The sequence below is a fragment of the Aminobacter sp. P4_D5 genome (assembly GCF_056401815.1).
Genome location: NZ_JBFUIP010000104.1, coordinates 1 through 19,783 on the forward strand (window position 1 = coordinate 1; position 19,783 = coordinate 19,783).

Here is a 19,783-nt window from a genome sequence, read left to right on the forward strand (position 1 = left end):
TTCAGGCGCGGTTCGGACGTGGCCACCCTCAAGGTGCCGGACGGACGCGGTGGACCGGCTTTCCTGATGACCAAGAACTTTTCGGTCATCAAGCGCTACAACAACGCCGACAAATACGCGCTCGCCGTTGGCCTTCTTGCCGACGAGATCGCGGGCTACGGTGGCCTGGTACAGGACTGGAAGCGGCCGTTCACCAAGCTCAGCTTCGAAGAGAAGCAGGAGCTGCAGAAGCGACTGTCGGCGCATGGCTRTTACGACGGCAAGAGCGACGGCAAGATCGGCGAAGGTTCGCGCTCGGCGATCAAGGCGTTCCAGGCACAGCTGGGCTTGACGCCGGACGGCCACCCGAGCATGGAAGTGCTCAAATCGCTGCGGCGCAATTAGCAACCGGAGGCTGCATTTGGCATCGGCACGACGTTCAAGGTTTTTGCTCTTGCGCCTGACGATGCCACTGGTCGCGGTGGCGGTCGCCTTGACCGCCATCTCGTCCACAATGCCAACCCCGGCGGCAGCCCAGGAAGGCATATTGCGGCGCTGGTCGCTGCGCGACCTGTTCACCCCGTTCCGCCAGCCTCGCGTCGATCCCTACATCTACGAGCAGCCGCGGGCCCCGCAGCGCGTGATCCGCAAGGCGCCGCGCAGGCCGAAGTCGACGGTCGATGCAGTCAGCAGGCCGGCCGAACCGGCCGTTCCGGTGATTGAAAAACTGCCCGATGCCAAGGTCGTTCTGGTCATCGGCGACTTCATGGGCGCCGGCATCGCCGAGGGACTGAGCGCCGTCTTCGCCGAAAACGCCAAGGTCCGCGTGGTCGACAAGACCAACGGCTCCTCAGGCTTCGTGCGCGACGACTATTACAACTGGCCCGAGAAGGCCAAGGCGCTTATCGAGCAGGAAAAGCCAGCCGCCATCATCGTCATGATGGGCTCCAACGACCGCCAGCAGATGAAGGTCGGCGACAGCCGCGAGCCGCCGATGAACGCGGTCTGGACCAAGGAATACAAAGCCCGCACCGAAGCGCTGGCCAAGACCATTTCCGCCACAAAGGTGCCGTTCCTGTGGGTCGGCATGCCCGCCTTCAAATCACCGAAGGCGAGTACCGACATGCTCGTCTTCAACGACATCTATCGTGCCGCAACAGAAGCCGCCGGCAGCGAATTCGTCGATGTCTGGGGCGGCTTTGTCGATGAAGGCGGCGCCTTCGTCACCAGCGGTCCCGACATCAACGGCCAGCCGGTGCGCCTGCGCGCCGACGACGGCATCAACGTCACCCGCGCCGGCAAGCGCAAGCTCGCCTTTTATGCAGAAAAGCCGCTGAACAAGCTGCTCGGCATCACCCCTCAAGGCACCGAGGCTGTGCTGCCAGCAAGCCTGCCACAGGCAACGCCGGGCGAGCTCAACGTGCCCGTCAATATCGACCGGACGGTGCCCATCTCGCTTTCGGACCCCGAGCTCGACGGCGGCAGCGAATTGCTGGGCGCGCAAACAGCTGCCAAAGGCGACCCGCACTCACCCGGCGAAAAGCTTGTCGTGCAAGGCATTGCGCCGGCAGCGCCTGCCGGTCGCGCCGACGATTTCTCCTGGCCGCCCAAGCCACTGCCAGCCGGACAAGGCACCGAGACGACGACAGCGATCAAGCGGTAGTTTGGTCGTGCGTCCTTCGAGGCTCGCCCGCGAAGGTTCGGATCAATCCTTGAGATGCCAGTAAAGGCTCGCACCTCAGGATGAGGACCGTCGCTGCGTTGGCAGTTACCAAGGTGATTACTGTCGCAGCCCCATCCGGATGGGAAAGCCGGCACCGACCGTCCTCATCATCCTGAGGTAAGAGCCCTCACCTACAGTCCCCAGGCCAAGTACAAGCAATTTGTGGGCGAGCCGCCAAGGTTCGGATCATTCTTTCGATGTCAGTGAAGGCTCGCATCTCAGGATGAGGACCATCGCTGCGTTGACAGATACCAAGGTGATTACTGTCGCAGCCCCATCAGGATGGGAAGGCCGGCACCGACCGTCCTCATCCTGAGGTGCGAGCCCTCACCTACAGTCCCGAGCTAGGTGCAAGCACTTGTGGGCGAGCCTCGAAGGACGCACCCACATCGCCTCAGCGTGGCAAAACGCTCGAACCCATAAGCGCGACATCGATCGAGTGCGCGGCCTGACGACCCTCGCGGATCGCCCAGACCACCAGCGACTGACCGCGGCGCACGTCGCCGGCGACGTAGAACTTGTCGACATTGGTCTTGTAGTCTTGGTCGTTGGCCGCGACATTGGTCGAGCGACGGTTGTCGGTGGTGATGTCGAGCTTGCCTTCGAGCTCCTTGACCAGGCCGTCGGCGAGCGGGCCGGCAAAGCCAATGGCGATGAAGGCGAGATCGGCGCGGATGACGAACTCGGTGCCCGGGATCGGCTTGCGCTTGTCATCGACCTCGCAGCACTTGACGCCAGTCAGCTGGCCTTCTTCGCCGATGAACTCAAGCGTCGCCACCTGGAACTCACGCTGCGCGCCTTCGGCCTGCGAGGACGAGGTGCGCATCTTTGTCGCCCAATAAGGCCACACGGCGAGCTTGTTTTCCTTTTCCGGCGGCTGCGGGCGGATGTCGAGCTGGGTGACACGCACAGCACCCTGGCGGAATGCGGTGCCGACGCAGTCGGACGCGGTGTCGCCACCGCCGACAACAACGATATGCAGGCCGCTTGCGACGATCGGCTCTGACGGCCATGCCACCGACTGGATATCCTCGCCGCCGACACGCTTGTTCTGCTGGACGAGATAAGGCATCGCGTCGTGCACGCCTTCAAGATCGTCGCCCGGAATGCCGGCAGGGCGCGGCGTCTCGGAGCCGCCGCAATAAAGCACGGCATCATGTTCGGCCAGAAGCTCGGCGACCGGCTTGTCGACGCCGACATTGACGCCGCAATGGAAGGTCACACCCTCGCCCGTCATCTGCTCGACGCGGCGGTCGATATAGTGCTTCTCCATCTTGAAGTCGGGGATGCCGAAGCGCAGCAGTCCGCCGGGGCGGCTCTCGCGCTCATAGAGATGCACATCGTGGCCAGAGCGGCCAAGCTGCTGGGCGGCCGCCATACCGGCCGGGCCCGAGCCAATGACGGCAACCTTCTTGCCGGTCTTCTTCTCAGGCGGATAAGGCCTGATGTAGCCAGTCTCGTAGGCCTTGTCGGCAATGGCCTGCTCGACGGTCTTGATGGCGACCGGAATGTCCTCGAGGTTCAGAGTGCAGGCTTCCTCGCAAGGAGCGGGGCAGATGCGGCCGGTGAATTCGGGGAAATTGTTGGTCGAATGCAGGTTGCGGATCGCGTTGTCCCAGTCGCCATTGTAGACGAGATCGTTCCAGTCCGGGATCTGGTTGTGCACCGGACAGCCCGTCGGGCCATGACAGAAGGGAATGCCGCAATCCATGCAGCGCGCGGCCTGCTTTTCAACTTCCTTGTCCGACATCGGCAGCGTGAATTCGCGGAAATGCCGGATGCGGTCGGAAGCCGGCTGGTACTTGTGCACCTGCCTGTCGATTTCGAGAAAACCTGTAACCTTGCCCATAGTCTAACTTTCGTCAGTCTGGCCTCGCGGGAACCTCGCGGGCGTATCGTTCCACCACTTCCAATGAAGCATGCGATGGCGTGCGTCCAATTGGCCGCTACGCCGGCAGGTAAAGTCGCGGCTATTCCGCCGCGACCCCCATCCTCATGCGTTCCATCTCGATCAGCGCGCGGCGGTACTCGACCGGCATGACCTTGCGGAATTTCGGACGGTAGCTCGCCCAGTCGTCGAGGATCTGTTTGGCGCGCGTCGAACCGGTGTAGTGCATGTGGCTCGAGATCAGCTGCACCAGGCGCTCCTCGTCGTGGCGGGTCATGTCGCCTGACACGTCGACGCGGCCCATATGGGCGATGTCGCCGCCGTGATGGTGCAGTTTTTCGAGCATGTCGTCCTCTTCAGGGACCGGCTCGAGCTCGACCATCGCCATGTTGCAGCGTTCGGCGAAGTCGCCGTCCTCGTCAAGCACGTAGGCCACGCCACCCGAMATGCCGGCCGCGAAGTTGCGCCCGGTCTTGCCGATGACGACGACAACGCCGCCGGTCATGTATTCGCAGCCATGGTCGCCCACGCCTTCGACAACGGTGACGGCACCGGAGTTACGGACGGCGAAACGCTCGCCAGCCACGCCGCGGAAGTAGCACTCGCCCTCTGTCGCACCGTAAAGCACGGTGTTGCCGACGATGATCGACTCCTCGGCGAGGATCTTGGAATCCTCTGGCGGACGGATGATGATACGACCGCCCGACAAGCCCTTGCCGACATAGTCGTTGCCGTCGCCGACAAGCTCGAAGGAAATGCCGCGAGCAAGGAACGCACCGAAGGACTGGCCGGCGGTACCCGTCAGCTTGACCGAAATGGTATCCTCGCGCAGGCCCTTGTGCTTGAAGCGCTTGGCAACCTCGCCCGACAGCATCGCGCCGGTCGAGCGGTCGACGTTGCGGATCGTCGCCTCGATCTTCACCGGCTGGCGGGACTCGAGTGCGGACTTTGCCTCGGCGATCAGCCTGCGGTCGAGCACGTCGTCGATCGGATGCTTCTGGCGCTCGGTCCAGTGAACCGCTTCGCGCGGCGCATCCGGCTTGAAGAACACCTTGGAGAAGTCGAGCCCGCGTGCCTTCCAGTGGTTGATCAGCTCGCGCTTTTCCAGAAGGTCGGCATCGCCGATGATCTGGTCGAGATGGGTGTAGCCCATCGCGGCAAGCAACTCGCGAACCTCTTCAGCCACGTAGAAGAAGTAGTTGATGACGTTCTCGGGCGTGCCCTTGAAGCGCTTGCGCAGCACCGGATCCTGGGTGGCGACGCCAACTGGGCAAGTGTTGAGATGGCACTTGCGCATCATGATGCAGCCCACAGCGATCAGCGGTGCTGTCGAGAAGCCGAACTCGTCGGCCCCCAGCAGCGCGCCGATGACGACGTCGCGACCTGTGCGCAGGCCACCGTCGACCTGCAGCGCCACGCGGCTGCGCAGACCGTTCAACACCAGCGTCTGGTGCGTTTCGGCAAGGCCCATTTCCCACGGGCTGCCGGCATGCTTGAGCGAAGTGAGCGGCGAAGCACCGGTGCCGCCGTCATAGCCGGAGATGGTGATGTGATCGGCGCGCGCCTTGGCGACACCGGCCGCGACCGTGCCGACACCCACTTCCGACACCAGCTTGACCGACACGTCTGCCGCCGGATTGACGTTCTTCAGGTCGTAGATCAGCTGCGCCAGATCTTCGATCGAATAGATGTCGTGGTGCGGCGGCGGCGAAATCAGGCCGACGCCCTGCGTGGAATGCCGGGTCTTGGCGATGGTCGCATCGACCTTGTGGCCGGGCAGCTGGCCGCCCTCGCCGGGCTTGGCGCCCTGTGCCACCTTGATCTGCATCATGTCGGAGTTGACGAGATATTCCGTCGTCACGCCGAAGCGGCCGGAAGCCACCTGCTTGATCGCCGAACGCTCGGGATTCACCGAACCATCGGGCAGCGGCAGGTAACGATCGGGCTCCTCGCCGCCCTCGCCGGTGTTCGACTTACCGCCGATCCGGTTCATGGCAATGGCGAGCGTGGTGTGCGCCTCGCGGCTGATCGAGCCGAAGGACATCGCCCCGGTAGAGAAGCGCTTGACGATCTCGGCGGCCGGCATCACGTCGTCGATCGCGACAGGCTTGCGGCCGGTCTCTTCAGCCAACTTGATGTGGAACAGGCCGCGTATGGCCTGGGCACGCGCGGTCTCGCTGTCGATCTGGGCGGAGAACTCCTTGAAGGTCGACCACGAGCCCGTGCGAACCGCGTGCTGTAGCGAGGCGACCGCATCGGGAGACCACATGTGGGCTTCGCCACGCATGCGGTACATGTATTCGCCACCCACTTCGAGCGCGTTGCGCAGCACCGGGTCGGGACCGAAGGCCGACTCGTGACGGCTGACGGTCTCGGCCGCGATTTCCTCGAGGCCGACGCCTTCGATATTGGTCGCGGTGCCGGTGAAGTACTTGTCGACAAAGTCGGTCTTGAGGCCGATCGCGTCGAAGATCTGCGCGCCGCAATAGGACTGGTAGGTCGAGATGCCCATCTTGGACATGACCTTGAGGATGCCCTTGCCAATCGACTTGATATAGCGGCCGACGATTTCGGAAGCGTCGACCTCGGGCGGAAACTCGCCGCGCTTGTGCATGTCGATCAGCGTGTCGAAGGCGAGATACGGGTTGATCGCCTCCGCACCGTAGCCGGCGAGACAGCAGAAGTGGTGCACCTCGCGCGGCTCGCCCGATTCGACAACGAGGCCGACCGACGTGCGCAGGCCCTTGCGGATCAGGTGATGATGCACCGCAGCCGTTGCCAGAAGCGTCGGGATGTCGATGCGGTCCGGCCCGATCTGGCGATCGGACAGGATGATGATGTTGTAGCCGCCGGCTACCGCCGCCTCGGCACGCTCGCATAGCCGCTCGATGGCAGCCGGCATGCCGGCTGCACCCTCGGCCGCGGAATAGGTGATGTCGATCGTCTTGGTGTCGAACCTGTCTTCCGTGTGGCCGATCGAGCGGATCTTTTCCAGATCGCCATTGGTCAGGATCGGCTGGCGCACCTCGAGCCGCTTGCGTCGCGACGAGCCGACGAGATCGAAGATGTTCGGCCGCGGTCCGATGAAGGACACAAGGCTCATCACCAGTTCCTCGCGGATCGGGTCGATCGGCGGGTTGGTGACCTGGGCGAAGTTCTGCTTGAAATAGGTGTAAAGCAGCTTTGCCTTGTCCGACATCGCCGAGATCGGCGTGTCGGTGCCCATCGAACCCACGGCTTCCTGGCCGGTCGTCGCCATCGGCGACATCAGGAGCTTGGTGTCTTCCTGGGTGTAGCCGAAGGCCTGCTGGCGATCGAGCAGCGAAACGTCCTTGCGCAGCTCGCGCGGCTCGACCGGCTTGAGTTCTTCAAGGATCAGCTGGGTGTTGGCGAGCCAGGTCTTGTAGGGGTGCTTCGTTGCGATCTCGGACTTGATCTCCTCGTCCGAAATGATCCGGCCCTTGACTAGGTCGATCAGCAGCATCTTGCCCGGCTGCAGGCGCCACTTCTTGATGATGCTCTTCTCATCGACCGGCAGCACGCCAGCCTCGGACGCCAGGATCACGCGGTCGTCGTCAGTGACGATATAGCGTGCCGGGCGCAGGCCGTTGCGGTCAAGCGTAGCGCCGATCTGGCGGCCATCGGTGAAGGCAACCGCCGCCGGACCGTCCCAAGGCTCCATCAAAGCCGCATGATATTCGTAGAATGCCTTGCGATCAGCGCCCATCGACTTGTTGCCGGCCCAGGCTTCCGGGATCAGCATCATCATGGCATGCGCGAGCGAATAGCCGCCCTGGAACAGGAACTCGAGCGCATTGTCGAAGCAGGCGGTGTCCGACTGCCCTTCGTAGGAGATCGGCCACAGCTTGGAGATGTTGTTGCCGAACAGCTCGCTGTCCACCGACGCCTGGCGCGCCGCCATCCAGTTGTTGTTGCCGCGCACCGTGTTGATCTCGCCATTATGCGCGACCATGCGGTAGGGGTGCGCCAGCTTCCACGAAGGGAAGGTGTTGGTCGAGAAACGCTGGTGAACCAGGATCAGCGCCGTCTCGAAGCGCGGATCGGCAAGGTCCTTGTAGTAGGCGCCAACCTGGAAGGCCAGGAACATGCCCTTGTAGACGATGGTGCGCGCCGACAGCGACACGCAATAGGCGCCGATGTCCCTGTTGTTGTTCTCGGCATAAATGCGTCCCGATATCACCTTGCGCAGCAGATAAAGCCGCGCCTCATATTCCTCGTCGTCGTCGATTTCAGGCGTGCGGCCGATGAACACCTGGCGATGGAACGGCTCGGACGCAACGATCTCCGGCGCCTTCGACAGCGAGGAGTTGTCGACAGGAACGTCGCGGAAGCCGATCAGCGGCAGGCCTTCTGACTGTGCCGACTCGCGAATGATGTCGTCGATATGATCGCGAAGCGCCTGATCCCTGGGCATGAACCAGTGGCCGACACCGTATTGGCCAGCCGCCGGCAGCTCGATGTCCTGCTTGGCCATCTCTTCGCGGAAGAACCTGTCGGGGATCTGCACCAGAACGCCGGCGCCATCGCCCATCAGCGGATCAGCGCCAACTGCGCCGCGGTGCGTCAGGTTGTTGAGCATGAACAGACCGTCCTTGACGATCTGATGCGACTTCACGCCCTTCATCTGGGCGATGAAGCCGACGCCGCAGGCATCATGCTCATTGCGCGGGTCATAAAGGCCATGCGCTGCATAGCCGGTGGGGGTTCGGAGATGATCGGTTTTATTGTTGGCCGCTTTCGTCTGCGCGGCCGGCACAAAACCCGTCGTCACAGATGGCGTCAACTCCGTCATCGTCTCGTTCTCCATTATGGCCCTGTCGGGCAATCCACGTTGGGACGGCAGGGGTTGCCCGTCCCTGTTATGCCGATATTGCTATCGATATTCTCTGCGGCTCGATGCCGGCGACCGGCACTAAACCGCGGGTCTGGGGGAACAGGACGGAAGGCTTTCCGCCCAAAGCTCCACCCGCGCTCGCAGCGGAAGCCGGACGGGGCGTCATCATACGCCAAATCCGGTTCGCTTTGGGCAGATAAATAAGACAGCACTACTGTCCTAAATTCGATATGACAGAATTCTTGAATACGCACAAGACCGATTCACGAATTTTCCGCCGTTTCGAAGACACAAAATTACGCCGAACTCGCATTCGGCGTAATTTTTGAACAACCGGTCAAATGCGTGTCCGGCTCTGCCTCAATCGAATTCCGGCTCGCGGACTTGCCGACAATCGCCAAATCCGCTCTAGCTCAGGCCCATCCTGCCACGCAGTCCCCGACAGCCACATTACGGACGCACAAAATGTTCTTTGCATCAGACAATTGGGCCGGCGCTCATCCCAAAGTCGCCGAACGGCTTAACGCCAGCGCAGCCGGCTTCAGCCGCGCCTATGGCGACGGCGATCTCGACCAGGCGGTCTATAAGCGCTTCTCCGAGATTTTCGAACGCGAAGTGGCTGTGTTCTTCGTGGCGACCGGAACGGCGGCGAATTCGCTGTCGCTGGCCGCCTACAACAAGCCAGGCGGAATTTCGTTTGGCCATCGCGAGGCTCACATCATCGAGGACGAGTGCGGCGCGCCGGAATACTTCACCGGCGGCTCGAGACTGCACCCGGTCGACGGTGCATTCGGGCGCATGGATATCAAGAATCTGGAACGGGCGGTTGCTCGTTTCGCGCCGGAGTTCGTTCACTCGGGCCGTCCTTCGGCAATTTCCATGACCCAGTCGACCGAAGTCGGCACCGTCTACAGCCTGGACGAGATCAAGGCCGTCTCGGCTATTGCCAGCCAGTATTCGCTGCCCTTGCACATGGACGGCGCGCGTTTTGCCAATGCGCTGGTGTCGCTTGAGACCACGCCCGCCGAAATGACCTGGAAGCGCGGCGTCGACATCGTCTCCTTCGGCGGCACCAAGAACGGTTGCTGGTGCGCTGAAGCCGTTGTCATGTTCGACCTCGACCGCGCCAAGGAAATGGCCTTCCTGCGCAAGCGCGCCGCACAGCTGTTTTCCAAGTCGCGCTTCATCTCCGCCCAATTCGATGCCTATTTCGACGGCGGCCTGTGGCTGGATACAGCGCGCCATGCCAACGCCATGACAGCCAAGCTCGCCGCAGCGATCTCAAGCTCATCGGTCGCACGCCTCGCCTGGCAGCCTCAGGCCAACGAGGTCTTTGCGGTCATCAAGACGGAAGTGGCGAAAAGGGCGCAAGACGCTGGTGCCGCCTTCTATGACTGGCATGCGCCGGCAGGCTTTGACGGCCAGATCGGCGAGGACGAAACGCTCTACCGCTTTGTCACCAGCTTCGCCACGACAGAAGACGAGATCAGCCGCTTCGGCGATCTGCTGCGCTGAAGGCTTACTGACTGACCAAAACATGAAAAAGGCGGCGCCCGAAAGCGCCGCCTTTTCTCCTTGGGAGGAGTGTTTTGGTTAGTTCACTGTGTTGGCTTCGATCTGCTTGGCTTTCGCCGGTGCAGCCGCGATCTCGATCTTGCGAGGCTTGTGCTCTTCCGGGATGTTGCGTTTCAAATCGATGTGAAGCAGACCGTTCTTGAGGGTAGCACCCACGACTTCGACGTGGTCGGCAAGCTGGAAGCGTCGCTCGAAAGCGCGCGAGGCGATGCCGCGATACAGCAGCTCCGAACCTTCGCCGGTGGCTTCATTGCTGCGATCGCCCTTCACGGTCAGCACATTGCGATGGGCTTCGATCGAAATCTCGGTTTCCGAGAAGCCGGCAACCGCCATGCTGATGCGATAGGCATCTTCGCCGGTACGCTCGATGTTGTAGGGGGGATAGGTCGTCTGCCCGCTTTCAGGCTGGCCAAGGCCGTCGAGCATATTGAACAGCCGGTCAAAGCCGACGGTCGAGCGGTGGAGCGAGGAAAAATCAACGTGACGCATGGGTGTTCTCCAGTGAGCAACAAGGTTTGCGCGTGACCTGTGCCGAAACCCTTCTTGGCGTCCCGGCGGTGATCAGCGGCCCCGATATTGGGCGCCGCAGGAGATATTTGGGTGTCGCCCAAAGCCATTTCAAGAGATGCAACGAAGAGGTTTTTTTCGCCCCTTCCTCTGATGAACCGAAGATGAACCGACCCTTCGGTGTCCGTTCAGGTCGCCTCGCCTAAAGTGCATTCAAGTTCACGAACAGGCAGCGCCACAGAACGCTGCCGACGAGGCCGAACCGGGTTGTAACGTCCCTTCCTCCCGGAACGACAGAGGCCGGAGGCATCCCGCAAGCTGCCTCCGGCCTCATTCGTTTCGGCTTCGTGACGGAATTCCTTTGATTTTCGCCGCTGCCCTTTCTATCACCCTTTGAGATAGCCTGATCCCACGGCAGCGAGTTCCAAGCCGAAGCGCCTGATGACGGACCTGTTCCACGAAATCCCCGGCAATCCGGTTCCGGAGAGGGCCACGGGCGGCAACTTCACCGCACATGACGGCAAGCGGCTGCGCTATGCGTTGTTTCCGGCGACCAGCCAGCCCTTCATGGGCACTGTGATCCTGCTGCCGGGCCGCAACGAGTGCATCGAGAAGTATTTCGAGACCATTCGCAACCTTTCCGCTCATGGCCATGCGGTCGCCACCTTCGACTGGCGCGGCCAGGGTGCCTCCGAACGGCTGTTGCGCGACGGTCATCGCGGCTACGTCAAAAGCTTCGATCATTATGTCAAAGATCTCGAGGCCTTTTTCGAGCAGATCGTGCTGCCCGACTGCCGTGGCCCGTTCTTCATCCTTGCCCATTCGAGCGGCGCACTGATCGCCATGCTGGCGGCCCCTTTGATGAGCAASCGTGTCCAGCGCATGGTGCTGGTGGCGCCGTTCCTGTCGGTCATTGGCGCGCCGCTGTCGATGAAGACGATCAAGCGCCTCACCACGGCGATGTGCTGGCTCGGGCTCGGCCGGCTTTATGTCGCCTGGGGGCCGCGCCCACGCGAGGGAACGCCTTTCGCCGTCAACAAGCTGACCAGCGACGAACGCCGCTATCGCCGCAACATCCTGCTTTACGAGACCTATCCCGAGCTGTCGGTCGGAGGCCCTACAATCGCCTGGCTGYGCRCTGCGGCCAAGGCCTCGGAAACCGTGCGCGACCCGGCATTCATCGCCTCGCTCAAAGTGCCGATGCTGATCATCACCGCAGGTGCCGACGAGGTGGTGTCGACGCGCGACGTCGAGCAATATGCCAACCGCTGCCGGGTGGCGTCGCTGTTGACCATCGACGGTTCCCGCCACGAGATCCTGCAGGAAGTCGACATCTACCGCGAGCAGTTGCTCGCGGCCGTCTCGGCCTTCGTGCCCGGAACGCCCGCGACGGTGGACTGACGAGCCCCTAGCCCCGGAGAACTGCCATCGCCGCGGCATGCAGCTCAGGCGTGGCCGCGGCAATGATGTCGCCGCCATTTTCTGCCGGACCGCCGTCGAAAGTGGTGACGATGCCGCCGGCCTGCTCGATGATCGGGATCAATGCCACGATGTCATAGGGCTTGAGGCCGGGATCAACGACGATGTCGACCTGCCCCGCCGCGACCATGGCGAAGGCGTAGCAGTCGGTGCCGTAGCGCGCGAGCTGCACCTGGCTTTCCAGCTGGTCATAGCGCTTGCGCATCTCGCCCTTGAACAGCGCCGGCGTGGTGGTGAACATCGTCGCTTCGGAAAGTGCTGTCGTCTTGCGCACCGCAAGCTTGCGCGGCCCGCCCGGGCCCTCGTAGTGCGAGCCGTTGCCGTCGGCGAAAAACAGCTCGTCGGTAAAGGGCTGCGACATCACCCCGGCAACCGCGTCGCCATCGATCGTCAGCCMGACCAGCGTGCCCCAGACCGGCAGGCCGGAAATGAAGGCGCGGGTGCCATCGATCGGATCGATGACCCAGACATGGCTGTTGGAGATGTTTTCACTGCCATGCTCCTCGCCCAGGATGCCATGATCGGGAAACTCGGCGTTGATCAGCGCGCGAATGGCGCGCTCAGCCTCCTGGTCGGCCTCGGTGACCGGGTCGAAGCCGCCAGCAAGCTTGTTTGCCACGGCACCCTGCCGGCGAAAACGCGGCAATGTCTCGGCAGCAGCTGCGCTTGCGATCCGTCGCATGAACTCGGCGTCGACCATTATTCACCCCAATCTCAATTGTTGCGTGGATGACACGCCATAACCCCAGCGGGCAATAACCACATCACCATGATTTAAAAAGTCCCAAAGCGCGCCTTGACTTTTGTGCAGCGCACAATAATCTCGGCTTCGGACAGGTTCTCCTGTCCATGCCCTCCTTGGGCGTTTCCTCCCTAGACTTGGACCGCTCTCCGGAGCGGTCTTTTTTTAGCCGTTCCCTGGCCCCGGCTATTCCGCCGCCAGCGGCAGGTCGAGGAAGTAATGATCCGGAACCGCCATCAAATCGGCGGAAAACCGGGCCAGATCGTCCGCCAGCGCATAAAAGCCCGCCGATTTCTTGAAGGTGCGCTCGTCCATGTAGAGCCCGCGATTGATCTCGATCTGCAGCGCGTGAAGCTTGCGCGACGGCCGGCCATAATGCTCGGTGATGAAGCCGCCCGCATAGGGTTTATTGTGCGCCACGGTATAACCCATCGCCGCAAGCAGGCCGATCGCACACTCCGACAGAGCAGATGCAGCAGAGGTGCCGAACCGGTCGCCGACGATGAAATCGGGCCGCACCCCATTGTCGCCGATGCGGATCGACGCCGGCATCGAATGGCAATCGACAAGCACCGCATAGCCGAAACGTGCGTGCGTGCGCGTGACCAGCCGCTTCAGCGCCTCATGGTAGGGCTTGTAGACGCATTCGATGCGCCCGATTGCTTCGGCCAGCGGCAGCCGGCCGGCATAGATGTCGAGCCCCTCGCCGACCAGCTTCGGCACCGTGCCGAGCCCGCCGGCAACACGTGCCGAACGGATATTGGCAAATGACGGCACCGGCTCGGCGAACATCCGGGGATCGAGTTCCCAAGGCTCGCGGTTCACATCGAGATAGGCGCGCGGAAAATGCGCGGCCAGCATCGGCGCGCCAAGGGCAACCGCCGCTCCGAACAGCTCATCGACGTAACAATCCTCCGAGCGCCTGATCGAGGTGGCATCTAGCCGGGTCATGGCCAGGAATCGGTCGGGATAGCAGCGCCCGCTATGCGGCGAATTGAACACGAACGGCACACGCTGCTCGGCACTCGTCCGGACTTCGAACGGCGGCAACACCGAGAAATCTTCGGCTGGCGTCATCTTTGTTGATGGACCTGCGAAATGCACTTGCTCATCGCTCGAAAGTGCCACCTGCCGCCGCCGGTGTCCAGCACTTCGAAATGTGGATAACCGCCGCTGATCGTGCCTTTGCGTCTTTGCGCCGACGCGGCATTCACTTGATGTTTACCGTCCGGCGCTCATATACAAGATGGTTAACGAAGCCCCTGCTGGGGGGCGGCTTCGACCGCTGATTCGGACGGGATTACTGATGGCACGCATTCTTCTGGCAGAAGACGACGACGATATGCGCCGCTTCCTGGTCAAGGCGCTGGAGCGCGCCGGCTACCAGGTAAGCGACTTCGACAATGGCGCAAGCGCTTACGAGCGGCTGCGCGAAGAACCTTTCTCACTGCTTTTGACCGACATCGTCATGCCGGAAATGGACGGCATCGAACTGGCGCGCCGCGCCACCGAGATCGATCCCGATCTCAAGGTGATGTTCATCACCGGCTTTGCGGCGGTGGCGCTCAACCCTGATTCGAAGGCGCCGCGCGACGCAAAAGTGCTGTCGAAGCCCTTCCATCTGCGCGATCTCGTCAACGAGGTCGAAAAGATGCTGCACGCCGCATAGGCGCTTCCCTTGCGTCGCCAAGGGAAATGATGATCCGGCGCATTTTTCCGCCAAACACGCTATTGACGCGCCGGATCAAAAATGGTGTATCCGCCTCCATCGGATGGGCGTGTAGCTCAGCGGGAGAGCACTGCATTGACATTGCAGGGGTCACAGGTTCAATCCCTGTCACGCCCACCATCCGAACCCACCTTCCCTGTTCGCTGCGACGAAAATTGCGGATTCTGATGACAGCACCGCAAGCACGATGGCGTCGCCAATGAAGGCGCCTTGCCAGGAAGCATTGTTTCCAGGCAGGCCGAGACGGTTGCGGATGATCTCGATAGGCGCCGATGATCTCGCCAAATGCAGCCCCCTCACCGGCGGCAAGATTAGCGCCGCCGATGACGACGGCGGCTATCACCTGAAATTCCAAACCTGACTCGATATTGGGGTCGACGGCACCAAACCATTTCGGCCTGGATGACGCCAGCGATGCCCGCCGAGACAGCTGAGATCCTATAGACGGCGGCCTTGATCCAGACGCGATCAACTCAGTCTATTGTCGGGCGAAAAATCAAAGGGGTCTCAGCAGCCGGTGGCCGACCGCGAGCCGACGATGCGGCGCGCCCCAACGCCGCGCGCATGGACGGATCGCGCGTGCACGCCTGGCTCGCCAGCGAGATCGGCAGCCGACACCTCCCCAGGGCGCAGGGCCGGCCGCGACACGGCCTCGATCAGTTGGTTATGTACAGCGGCGAGATCGAGTTCGCGATGGCCTGGAACGCAGCCCTCAGTTCGGCGGTGTTTTTGGTCGGGAAAAAATTGGCCGGAGTGGTCGCGCAGTCACTGTAGAGCTTGCGGTTGGCCACGGAAATATTCGCGTCCAACACCACCGTGTAGATGATCACCCCCTGATTCTTCAGCCGTATGCATACGTTCTCCGTCATGGCGTTGACCTTCGTGAGAGCGGTTGCGTGGTTTGGCGACCCCATCCGTTCCTGATCCAGGAACCCGTAGGAACCATAGTCGGATTTGTTGATTTTTGCGCCCGACGCGCCAAAGACATTGTTTTCGCCGTCGGTGAAGACCACCACCACCTTGGAAGTGTCCTGCGACTTGAAGGGGTGGCCCTGATTAAAGGGTTGGCTGGGCGACAGCACTCGATAACCCCAGGCCAGCCCTTCCGACACATTGGTTCCCGAGCCGTTCCAGAATGTCATCTTGTCGAGCTCACCTGCGACTGCAGGTTTTTTTTCTGGTTCGCCCACGAGTGAAACGAGATCTTCAGTCAGTGGAACGACTGGTGTCGGACAGGCKTAGTTTGGACCGCTCGTCAAGTTCGGCGTATCTTTGATGATCGCTTTGTCGCGGACACCTTGATTGAAATATTTATCTATCGATTTCTGTCGGGCACGATCGCCCGTGTTCTTGTCGGCACCCAGATCATCAAGGTAACTATTGTTGTAGTTGGTTCCGCTATTGGCGGCCTTAGTCGCAACACCCGGCTCGTCAGGCGCGAAATAGGGCACAAACAAGGTGCCGGGGATGGCGATATTTGGCGCGTCATCCTTCAGTGCGTAGTCACCGAGGCGTGCTTCTACGCAGCCCTTCCATTCGCCTTTTGGCCCGGTCTTCCATTTTTCTTCCAGCGCCTTGAAGAGTTTCCAATGGCCGGTTCGCCATTCTTTGCCCTCCGCGTCGATGGTGATATTGAAATTGGTGCCATTGGAGCTGTTTCCGTCGTTCGGAACAGCCAACCTCGTGTCGATCCAGGACATATCGAAACCTTTGGCACTTTGGATATTCACCGCCGTGACGAACGGCACGAGCGCTGCAAGGATCTCGCGCTCAGGCCTGTCGGTTTTGRCCTTCTGTAAGGCGTTGACGACATCTTTTGCCCCCTCGATCAGCGCCTTCATGTTGGTCGCCCCCATCGAACCGGTATTGTCCAGAACCAGCGCGACCTCGAGCCGGGCGGTCGATTCAAAAGCGTTGGCAACCGCCGAAACGCGCGCGCTTTTCCCGAATATGAAACCAAAATTCAATGCCACATCGGCGTTGGCCGTCCCTGTGGTTCTGATCTGATTGACGCGTTGGTCGACCTCGAGCTTGGCCGTCGCGTTGACCAGCGCCGACTTGTTGGCAATGTTGGTCTTGAAGAACGCGTTGAACACGTCGGTGCGGGATCCTGTCTGGTCGCTCAGGCGCGACGCCGCAAGCACCGCCGAGTCGAGCGCGTTTTGCAGGTCTGACTTGGCTTTCGACAGATTGGCGACATCAAGCGCAAGGCCAACGGCTGCCAGCAACACCGGCAGTAATATAGAAAACATGATCGCGAAATTACCGCTGGTCGACTGCCAAAAGCGCTTGAACACCGCAACCCCCCGCATTTCTTGTTGCGATTATTTGCGCGCAAACGACTTAAAATACCGTTTAGGGGATACAACCTCCAGCTGAGCTTTCGACCGCGGCGGGTGCCCGTCCATCGCGCAGTTCGTCAAAAGCCTTACAGGTCGTCCAATCGACGTGGCGCCGAGCAGAGATCCGCAAGCCTGCATGAGGGCGCTGTATACAATTCAGGAGCTGTGCCTGTATTCAGTCCCCCGGCTCGTCGACCACGGTCCAGCTGTCGTCAGGGTTGAACGTGGCGATGGCTGCGGCCGCTTTTTCCGAGGCACTGCCGAGATCTTTTTCGTAGACAGTGCCGTACTGGTTCACGACGAAGGTCATGATGCCGCTTCGGTCGTAATGTGCGGGCGTCGCTATCAGGGCAAAACCGCCGATCATATTGCCGTTGATGACGTAGTCATACGCTCCGCCGGCAATGTTTGCTCCTTGGCTTTTCAGGATGCGGTAGCGATAGCCGAAATAGCCGTCTTCCGGTTTCTGCAGGGCTTTTTCATCGACGAACTCGCCGGCCGGGCTCTCGGGGATTCCATCTCCGGAATGCCAGTAGAGGCCATCATAGGTGCCGGATGTGCTGACCAGATTCTGCGCATATTCGAGCACACCGTCTTCGTCCCAATCGGTCTTGTGGTAGACCTCCTGCGCGTCGACATAGCTCCGCATTGCAGCGATCGCGGCGAGTTCATTCTCGCCGATGCGGCGGTTGATGACCTCTTCCAGACCTGCAATCGTGTCGAACGACCACCTGCCGTCGGCTTTCACCACCGGGAACGGGAACGGCCAGGCCTTGTCGCCAAGCACGAGTATGCGGCGATCGGGGCTGGTCTCGTCGAGAGTGACGGACTGCGCTGCGGCGTCCCGGATTTCAGGGAAGCTCCCGTCGACTTCCTTGGACGCCGAAACTGCCGCCGGGTCGAGCCCAAGCAGCTTGGCGAAGGCCGCCTTGTCTGACGACGACAAACCGGCCTTGAACGCACCGACAAGGGCGTCAACGCCGTCGAATGCCGGCGGCTTTGCTCCGATGAACTTGTCGAAGTCGTGGTCGGCGGTTGCAGTTTCCTGCGCGACCGCTGCGTGGTGGTTTCCTGGTGCCAGGATGAAGATGGCGGCGGTAGCTGCGATCAACAGGCGGTTCATTGTCGTTCTCCCTGAATTTCTTCGGGTTTGGCTGTCTTCGAAGCTTCTGCTTTTACCTGTGCATCCGACCGCCACCGCCCCTCAACTCCCCGCCACGGTTCCCGCCACCACGGCTCATAGCCCCCCAGTTCGAATGGTTCATCGCATCTCTGCCCCGTTCCGGGTTGCCGAGCGCCGAGGGATTGCGCGGGCGTTCGTCGATGCGGGCGGCGGGCTTTTTCGGCGCGACCTTTCTTTCGGTCACTTGTTTGGCTGTAGGCCTGTCGCCTGCCGCAGCCGGACGATTGGCCTGATCCCTGACCGCCGGTCTGTCGAGCTTTTGCCCAGGCTTGGGAAGTTGCGCGCCAGGATTGTTCTTCAGCCCTTCGGCGACATTCTTTCTGATGTCCTTGCCATTGAGGTCATGGGCACGGGCGGCGGTATTCGACCCCTGCTCCCTGGTCTGCGCCTTGCGCGCCAGGTCGTTGCCGTCCCGCCCCTGCAGGTTCTGGGTCAGCTTCGAGCGGTCGACGTCGAGGTTCTTGAGGTCCATTTGCGAGCGGTCGATGTTTCGGAAGTCCGTGTTCCGGATCTTGTTCACGTCGATATTGTTGACGTCGATCTTGTTGAAATCGACATCGAAGCGGTTGTTGATGCGGTTGACGTCGATGTCGACATTGCCACCCCATGCGCCCCAATGGTTCCAGTCGACGGCCGCAGCCCAGGCTGCGCCGGTGACGAAGCCGGCCCAATAGGTCGCAGTGGGATAATAATAGGAAGGATATGGCGCGTAGACGATGGGCTCCGGCGGGTAGACATAGTTCGGCTCGTAGAGCATCTCGGGCGGATATGTCGGCACATAGATCGTCTGCGGGTCGGACGACTTGATGATTACCTTGTCGCTTTCCTTCGAAACGACCACCTTCTCGCCGGATTTGAGAACGCCCTTCTGCACCGCCTTGTCGCGCAACTGCTGGATGGCAACCAGCACGTCCTTCTGCTGGTTGGCAACGACGTCGCCGACTTGTTGGGTCCAGTCGAGGTCGTCGCTCATCATCTTCACGACCTCAGGATAATTGAGCAGCGAAATGACGCTGCCGTCCCATTTGTCGCTCGGCTTGAGGTCGGGGGTCTTCTTGATGTCTTCGAGGAAGCGCGACGCCTGCACGATCTGAAGCGGATAGATCGAACTTGCGAGCACAACGGCAACCAGATCGTCGGGATAGAGCGCGATACGCGCGACAAGTATCTCGAGTTCATCTTCGGTCAGCGGTGCAGGCTGGTTCTCGTCCGCAGCCGCTGCCGGCGCTGCAGCAGTGGTGTCGCTGGTTTGAGCCAGCGCGCGGTCCGTCCCAGGCATGGCCAGAGCAACGGCCAACATCGCTCCGAACGCGATCCACGATTTACGCAGGTCACTCATGGTACCCCCCTCGCTTGACTTGCGCCGTCGCTCCGCAAGCTCCCCATCCGCCGCATACTTGTCCAGGCGTATCCTTTTGGCCAGTATGCAACTGTCAAAAATCTTTGAAACGCGCCTGCACGCTAGCAGCATGCTCATGCCGCGTGACCACCGTCACCTTTCCTGTTGCCCATCGATGAGCGCCTCTAGCATTCCCTTGCGACACGCCCTAGCATTCCCTGACTAACAGGAGGCTGAGGGTCCCGTGATGTCGAAAAATGGAGTTGCTTTCGCACTCGCTGCGGCGGGAATGATCTTTGCGACCGGTGTGCAGGCTGCGTCGATGGACGCACTGCAGGGCGCCTGGACCACGGGCGGCACCGACTGCGCCGATACATTCCACAAGGTGGACGGCAAGATCGCATTCAAGGACAAAACGTCCAGCTTGACCACAGGCATCCTC

13 protein-coding genes, 1 tRNA gene and 1 pseudogene are annotated in these 19,783 nt (G+C 61.3%); 6 read left to right on the forward strand and 9 right to left on the reverse strand.

Features of this window, described 5'->3' with window-relative positions:
* Together AC1DWF_RS20435 and AC1DWF_RS20440 are read left to right on the forward strand one after the other, a co-directional pair.
* A partial coding sequence (locus AC1DWF_RS20435; protein ID WP_476841992.1) for a peptidoglycan-binding domain-containing protein occupies positions 1–384 on the forward strand: 384 nt, incomplete at its 5' end.
* 16 nt (positions 385–400) lie between these two features.
* A complete protein-coding gene (locus AC1DWF_RS20440; RefSeq protein ID WP_476783673.1) occupies positions 401–1,642 on the forward strand; it encodes an SGNH/GDSL hydrolase family protein in 1,242 nt (413 codons plus the stop codon).
* Positions 1,643–2,096: 454 nt separating this feature from the next.
* On the opposite strand, the gene AC1DWF_RS20445 is transcribed toward AC1DWF_RS20440, so the two are convergent.
* Both AC1DWF_RS20445 and gltB read right to left on the reverse strand, forming a co-directional pair.
* A complete protein-coding gene (locus AC1DWF_RS20445; protein ID WP_476783674.1) occupies positions 2,097–3,551 on the reverse strand; it encodes a glutamate synthase subunit beta in 1,455 nt (484 codons plus the stop codon).
* Between the two features lie 121 nt (positions 3,552–3,672).
* Complete coding sequence (gltB, locus tag AC1DWF_RS20450; protein WP_476841993.1) at positions 3,673–8,403, reverse strand: glutamate synthase large subunit; 4,731 nt, start codon at positions 8,401–8,403, stop codon at positions 3,673–3,675.
* A 507-nt stretch (positions 8,404–8,910) separates the two neighbouring features.
* Here gltB and AC1DWF_RS20455 point away from each other — a divergent pair.
* On the forward strand, positions 8,911–9,960 hold the full coding sequence (locus tag AC1DWF_RS20455; protein ID WP_476781441.1) for a threonine aldolase family protein: 1,050 nt from the start codon (positions 8,911–8,913) through the stop codon (positions 9,958–9,960).
* Positions 9,961–10,038: 78 nt separating this feature from the next.
* Here the strand turns inward: AC1DWF_RS20455 and AC1DWF_RS20460 are convergent, their stop codons facing one another.
* Positions 10,039–10,509: an Hsp20 family protein gene (locus tag AC1DWF_RS20460; protein WP_476788235.1), complete on the reverse strand. Its 471-nt coding sequence runs from the start codon at positions 10,507–10,509 to the stop codon at positions 10,039–10,041.
* A 459-nt stretch (positions 10,510–10,968) separates the two neighbouring features.
* Between AC1DWF_RS20460 and AC1DWF_RS20465 the strand changes: the two genes are divergently transcribed.
* Positions 10,969–11,928 (forward strand): alpha/beta fold hydrolase, encoded by a 960-nt coding sequence (locus AC1DWF_RS20465; protein ID WP_476841994.1) that lies wholly within the window; start codon positions 10,969–10,971, stop codon positions 11,926–11,928.
* Positions 11,929–11,935: 7 nt separating this feature from the next.
* On the opposite strand, the gene hisN is transcribed toward AC1DWF_RS20465, so the two are convergent.
* Together hisN and AC1DWF_RS20475 are read right to left on the reverse strand one after the other, a co-directional pair.
* Positions 11,936–12,706, reverse strand: coding sequence for a histidinol-phosphatase (hisN, locus tag AC1DWF_RS20470; RefSeq protein ID WP_476841995.1), 771 nt, complete (start codon positions 12,704–12,706; stop codon positions 11,936–11,938).
* A 228-nt stretch (positions 12,707–12,934) separates the two neighbouring features.
* Complete coding sequence (locus AC1DWF_RS20475; protein ID WP_476781445.1) at positions 12,935–13,825, reverse strand: N-formylglutamate amidohydrolase; 891 nt, start codon at positions 13,823–13,825, stop codon at positions 12,935–12,937.
* Between the two features lie 229 nt (positions 13,826–14,054).
* Between AC1DWF_RS20475 and cpdR the strand changes: the two genes are divergently transcribed.
* Both cpdR and AC1DWF_RS20485 read left to right on the forward strand, forming a co-directional pair.
* Positions 14,055–14,417, forward strand: a complete 363-nt coding sequence (cpdR, locus tag AC1DWF_RS20480; protein ID WP_018429348.1) for a cell cycle two-component system response regulator CpdR — start codon at positions 14,055–14,057, stop codon at positions 14,415–14,417.
* Between the two features lie 105 nt (positions 14,418–14,522).
* Positions 14,523–14,597: transfer RNA gene (locus tag AC1DWF_RS20485), tRNA-Val, on the forward strand.
* Positions 14,598–14,616: 19 nt separating this feature from the next.
* Here AC1DWF_RS20485 and AC1DWF_RS20490 read toward each other — a convergent pair.
* The 4 genes and pseudogenes from AC1DWF_RS20490 to AC1DWF_RS20505 all read right to left on the reverse strand — a co-directional run.
* Positions 14,617–14,935, reverse strand: a pseudogene (locus AC1DWF_RS20490) (ABC transporter permease subunit); the annotation flags it as partial.
* 198 nt (positions 14,936–15,133) lie between these two features.
* Positions 15,134–16,774 (reverse strand): pilus assembly protein TadG-related protein, encoded by a 1,641-nt coding sequence (locus tag AC1DWF_RS20495; RefSeq protein WP_476841996.1) that lies wholly within the window; start codon positions 16,772–16,774, stop codon positions 15,134–15,136.
* Positions 16,775–16,994: 220 nt separating this feature from the next.
* A complete protein-coding gene (locus tag AC1DWF_RS20500; RefSeq protein WP_476788237.1) occupies positions 16,995–17,942 on the reverse strand; it encodes a DUF2950 family protein in 948 nt (315 codons plus the stop codon).
* Positions 17,943–17,994: 52 nt separating this feature from the next.
* Positions 17,995–19,341: a DUF3300 domain-containing protein gene (locus AC1DWF_RS20505; protein WP_476781448.1), complete on the reverse strand. Its 1,347-nt coding sequence runs from the start codon at positions 19,339–19,341 to the stop codon at positions 17,995–17,997.
* Between the last annotated feature and the right edge of the window lie 442 nt (positions 19,342–19,783).

Coding starts and splice junctions, on each gene's coding strand:
- AC1DWF_RS20445 (WP_476783674.1), bottom strand. CDS start 3,551: ATGGGCAAGGTTACAGGTTTTCTCGAAATCGACAGGCAGGTGCACAAG.
- AC1DWF_RS20455 (WP_476781441.1), top strand. CDS start 8,911: ATGTTCTTTGCATCAGACAATTGGGCCGGCGCTCATCCCAAAGTCGCC.
- AC1DWF_RS20460 (WP_476788235.1), bottom strand. CDS start 10,509: ATGCGTCACGTTGATTTTTCCTCGCTCCACCGCTCGACCGTCGGCTTT.
- AC1DWF_RS20475 (WP_476781445.1), bottom strand. CDS start 13,825: ATGACGCCAGCCGAAGATTTCTCGGTGTTGCCGCCGTTCGAAGTCCGG.
- cpdR (WP_018429348.1), top strand. CDS start 14,055: ATGGCACGCATTCTTCTGGCAGAAGACGACGACGATATGCGCCGCTTC.
- AC1DWF_RS20500 (WP_476788237.1), bottom strand. CDS start 17,942: ATGAACCGCCTGTTGATCGCAGCTACCGCCGCCATCTTCATCCTGGCA.
- AC1DWF_RS20505 (WP_476781448.1), bottom strand. CDS start 19,341: ATGAGTGACCTGCGTAAATCGTGGATCGCGTTCGGAGCGATGTTGGCC.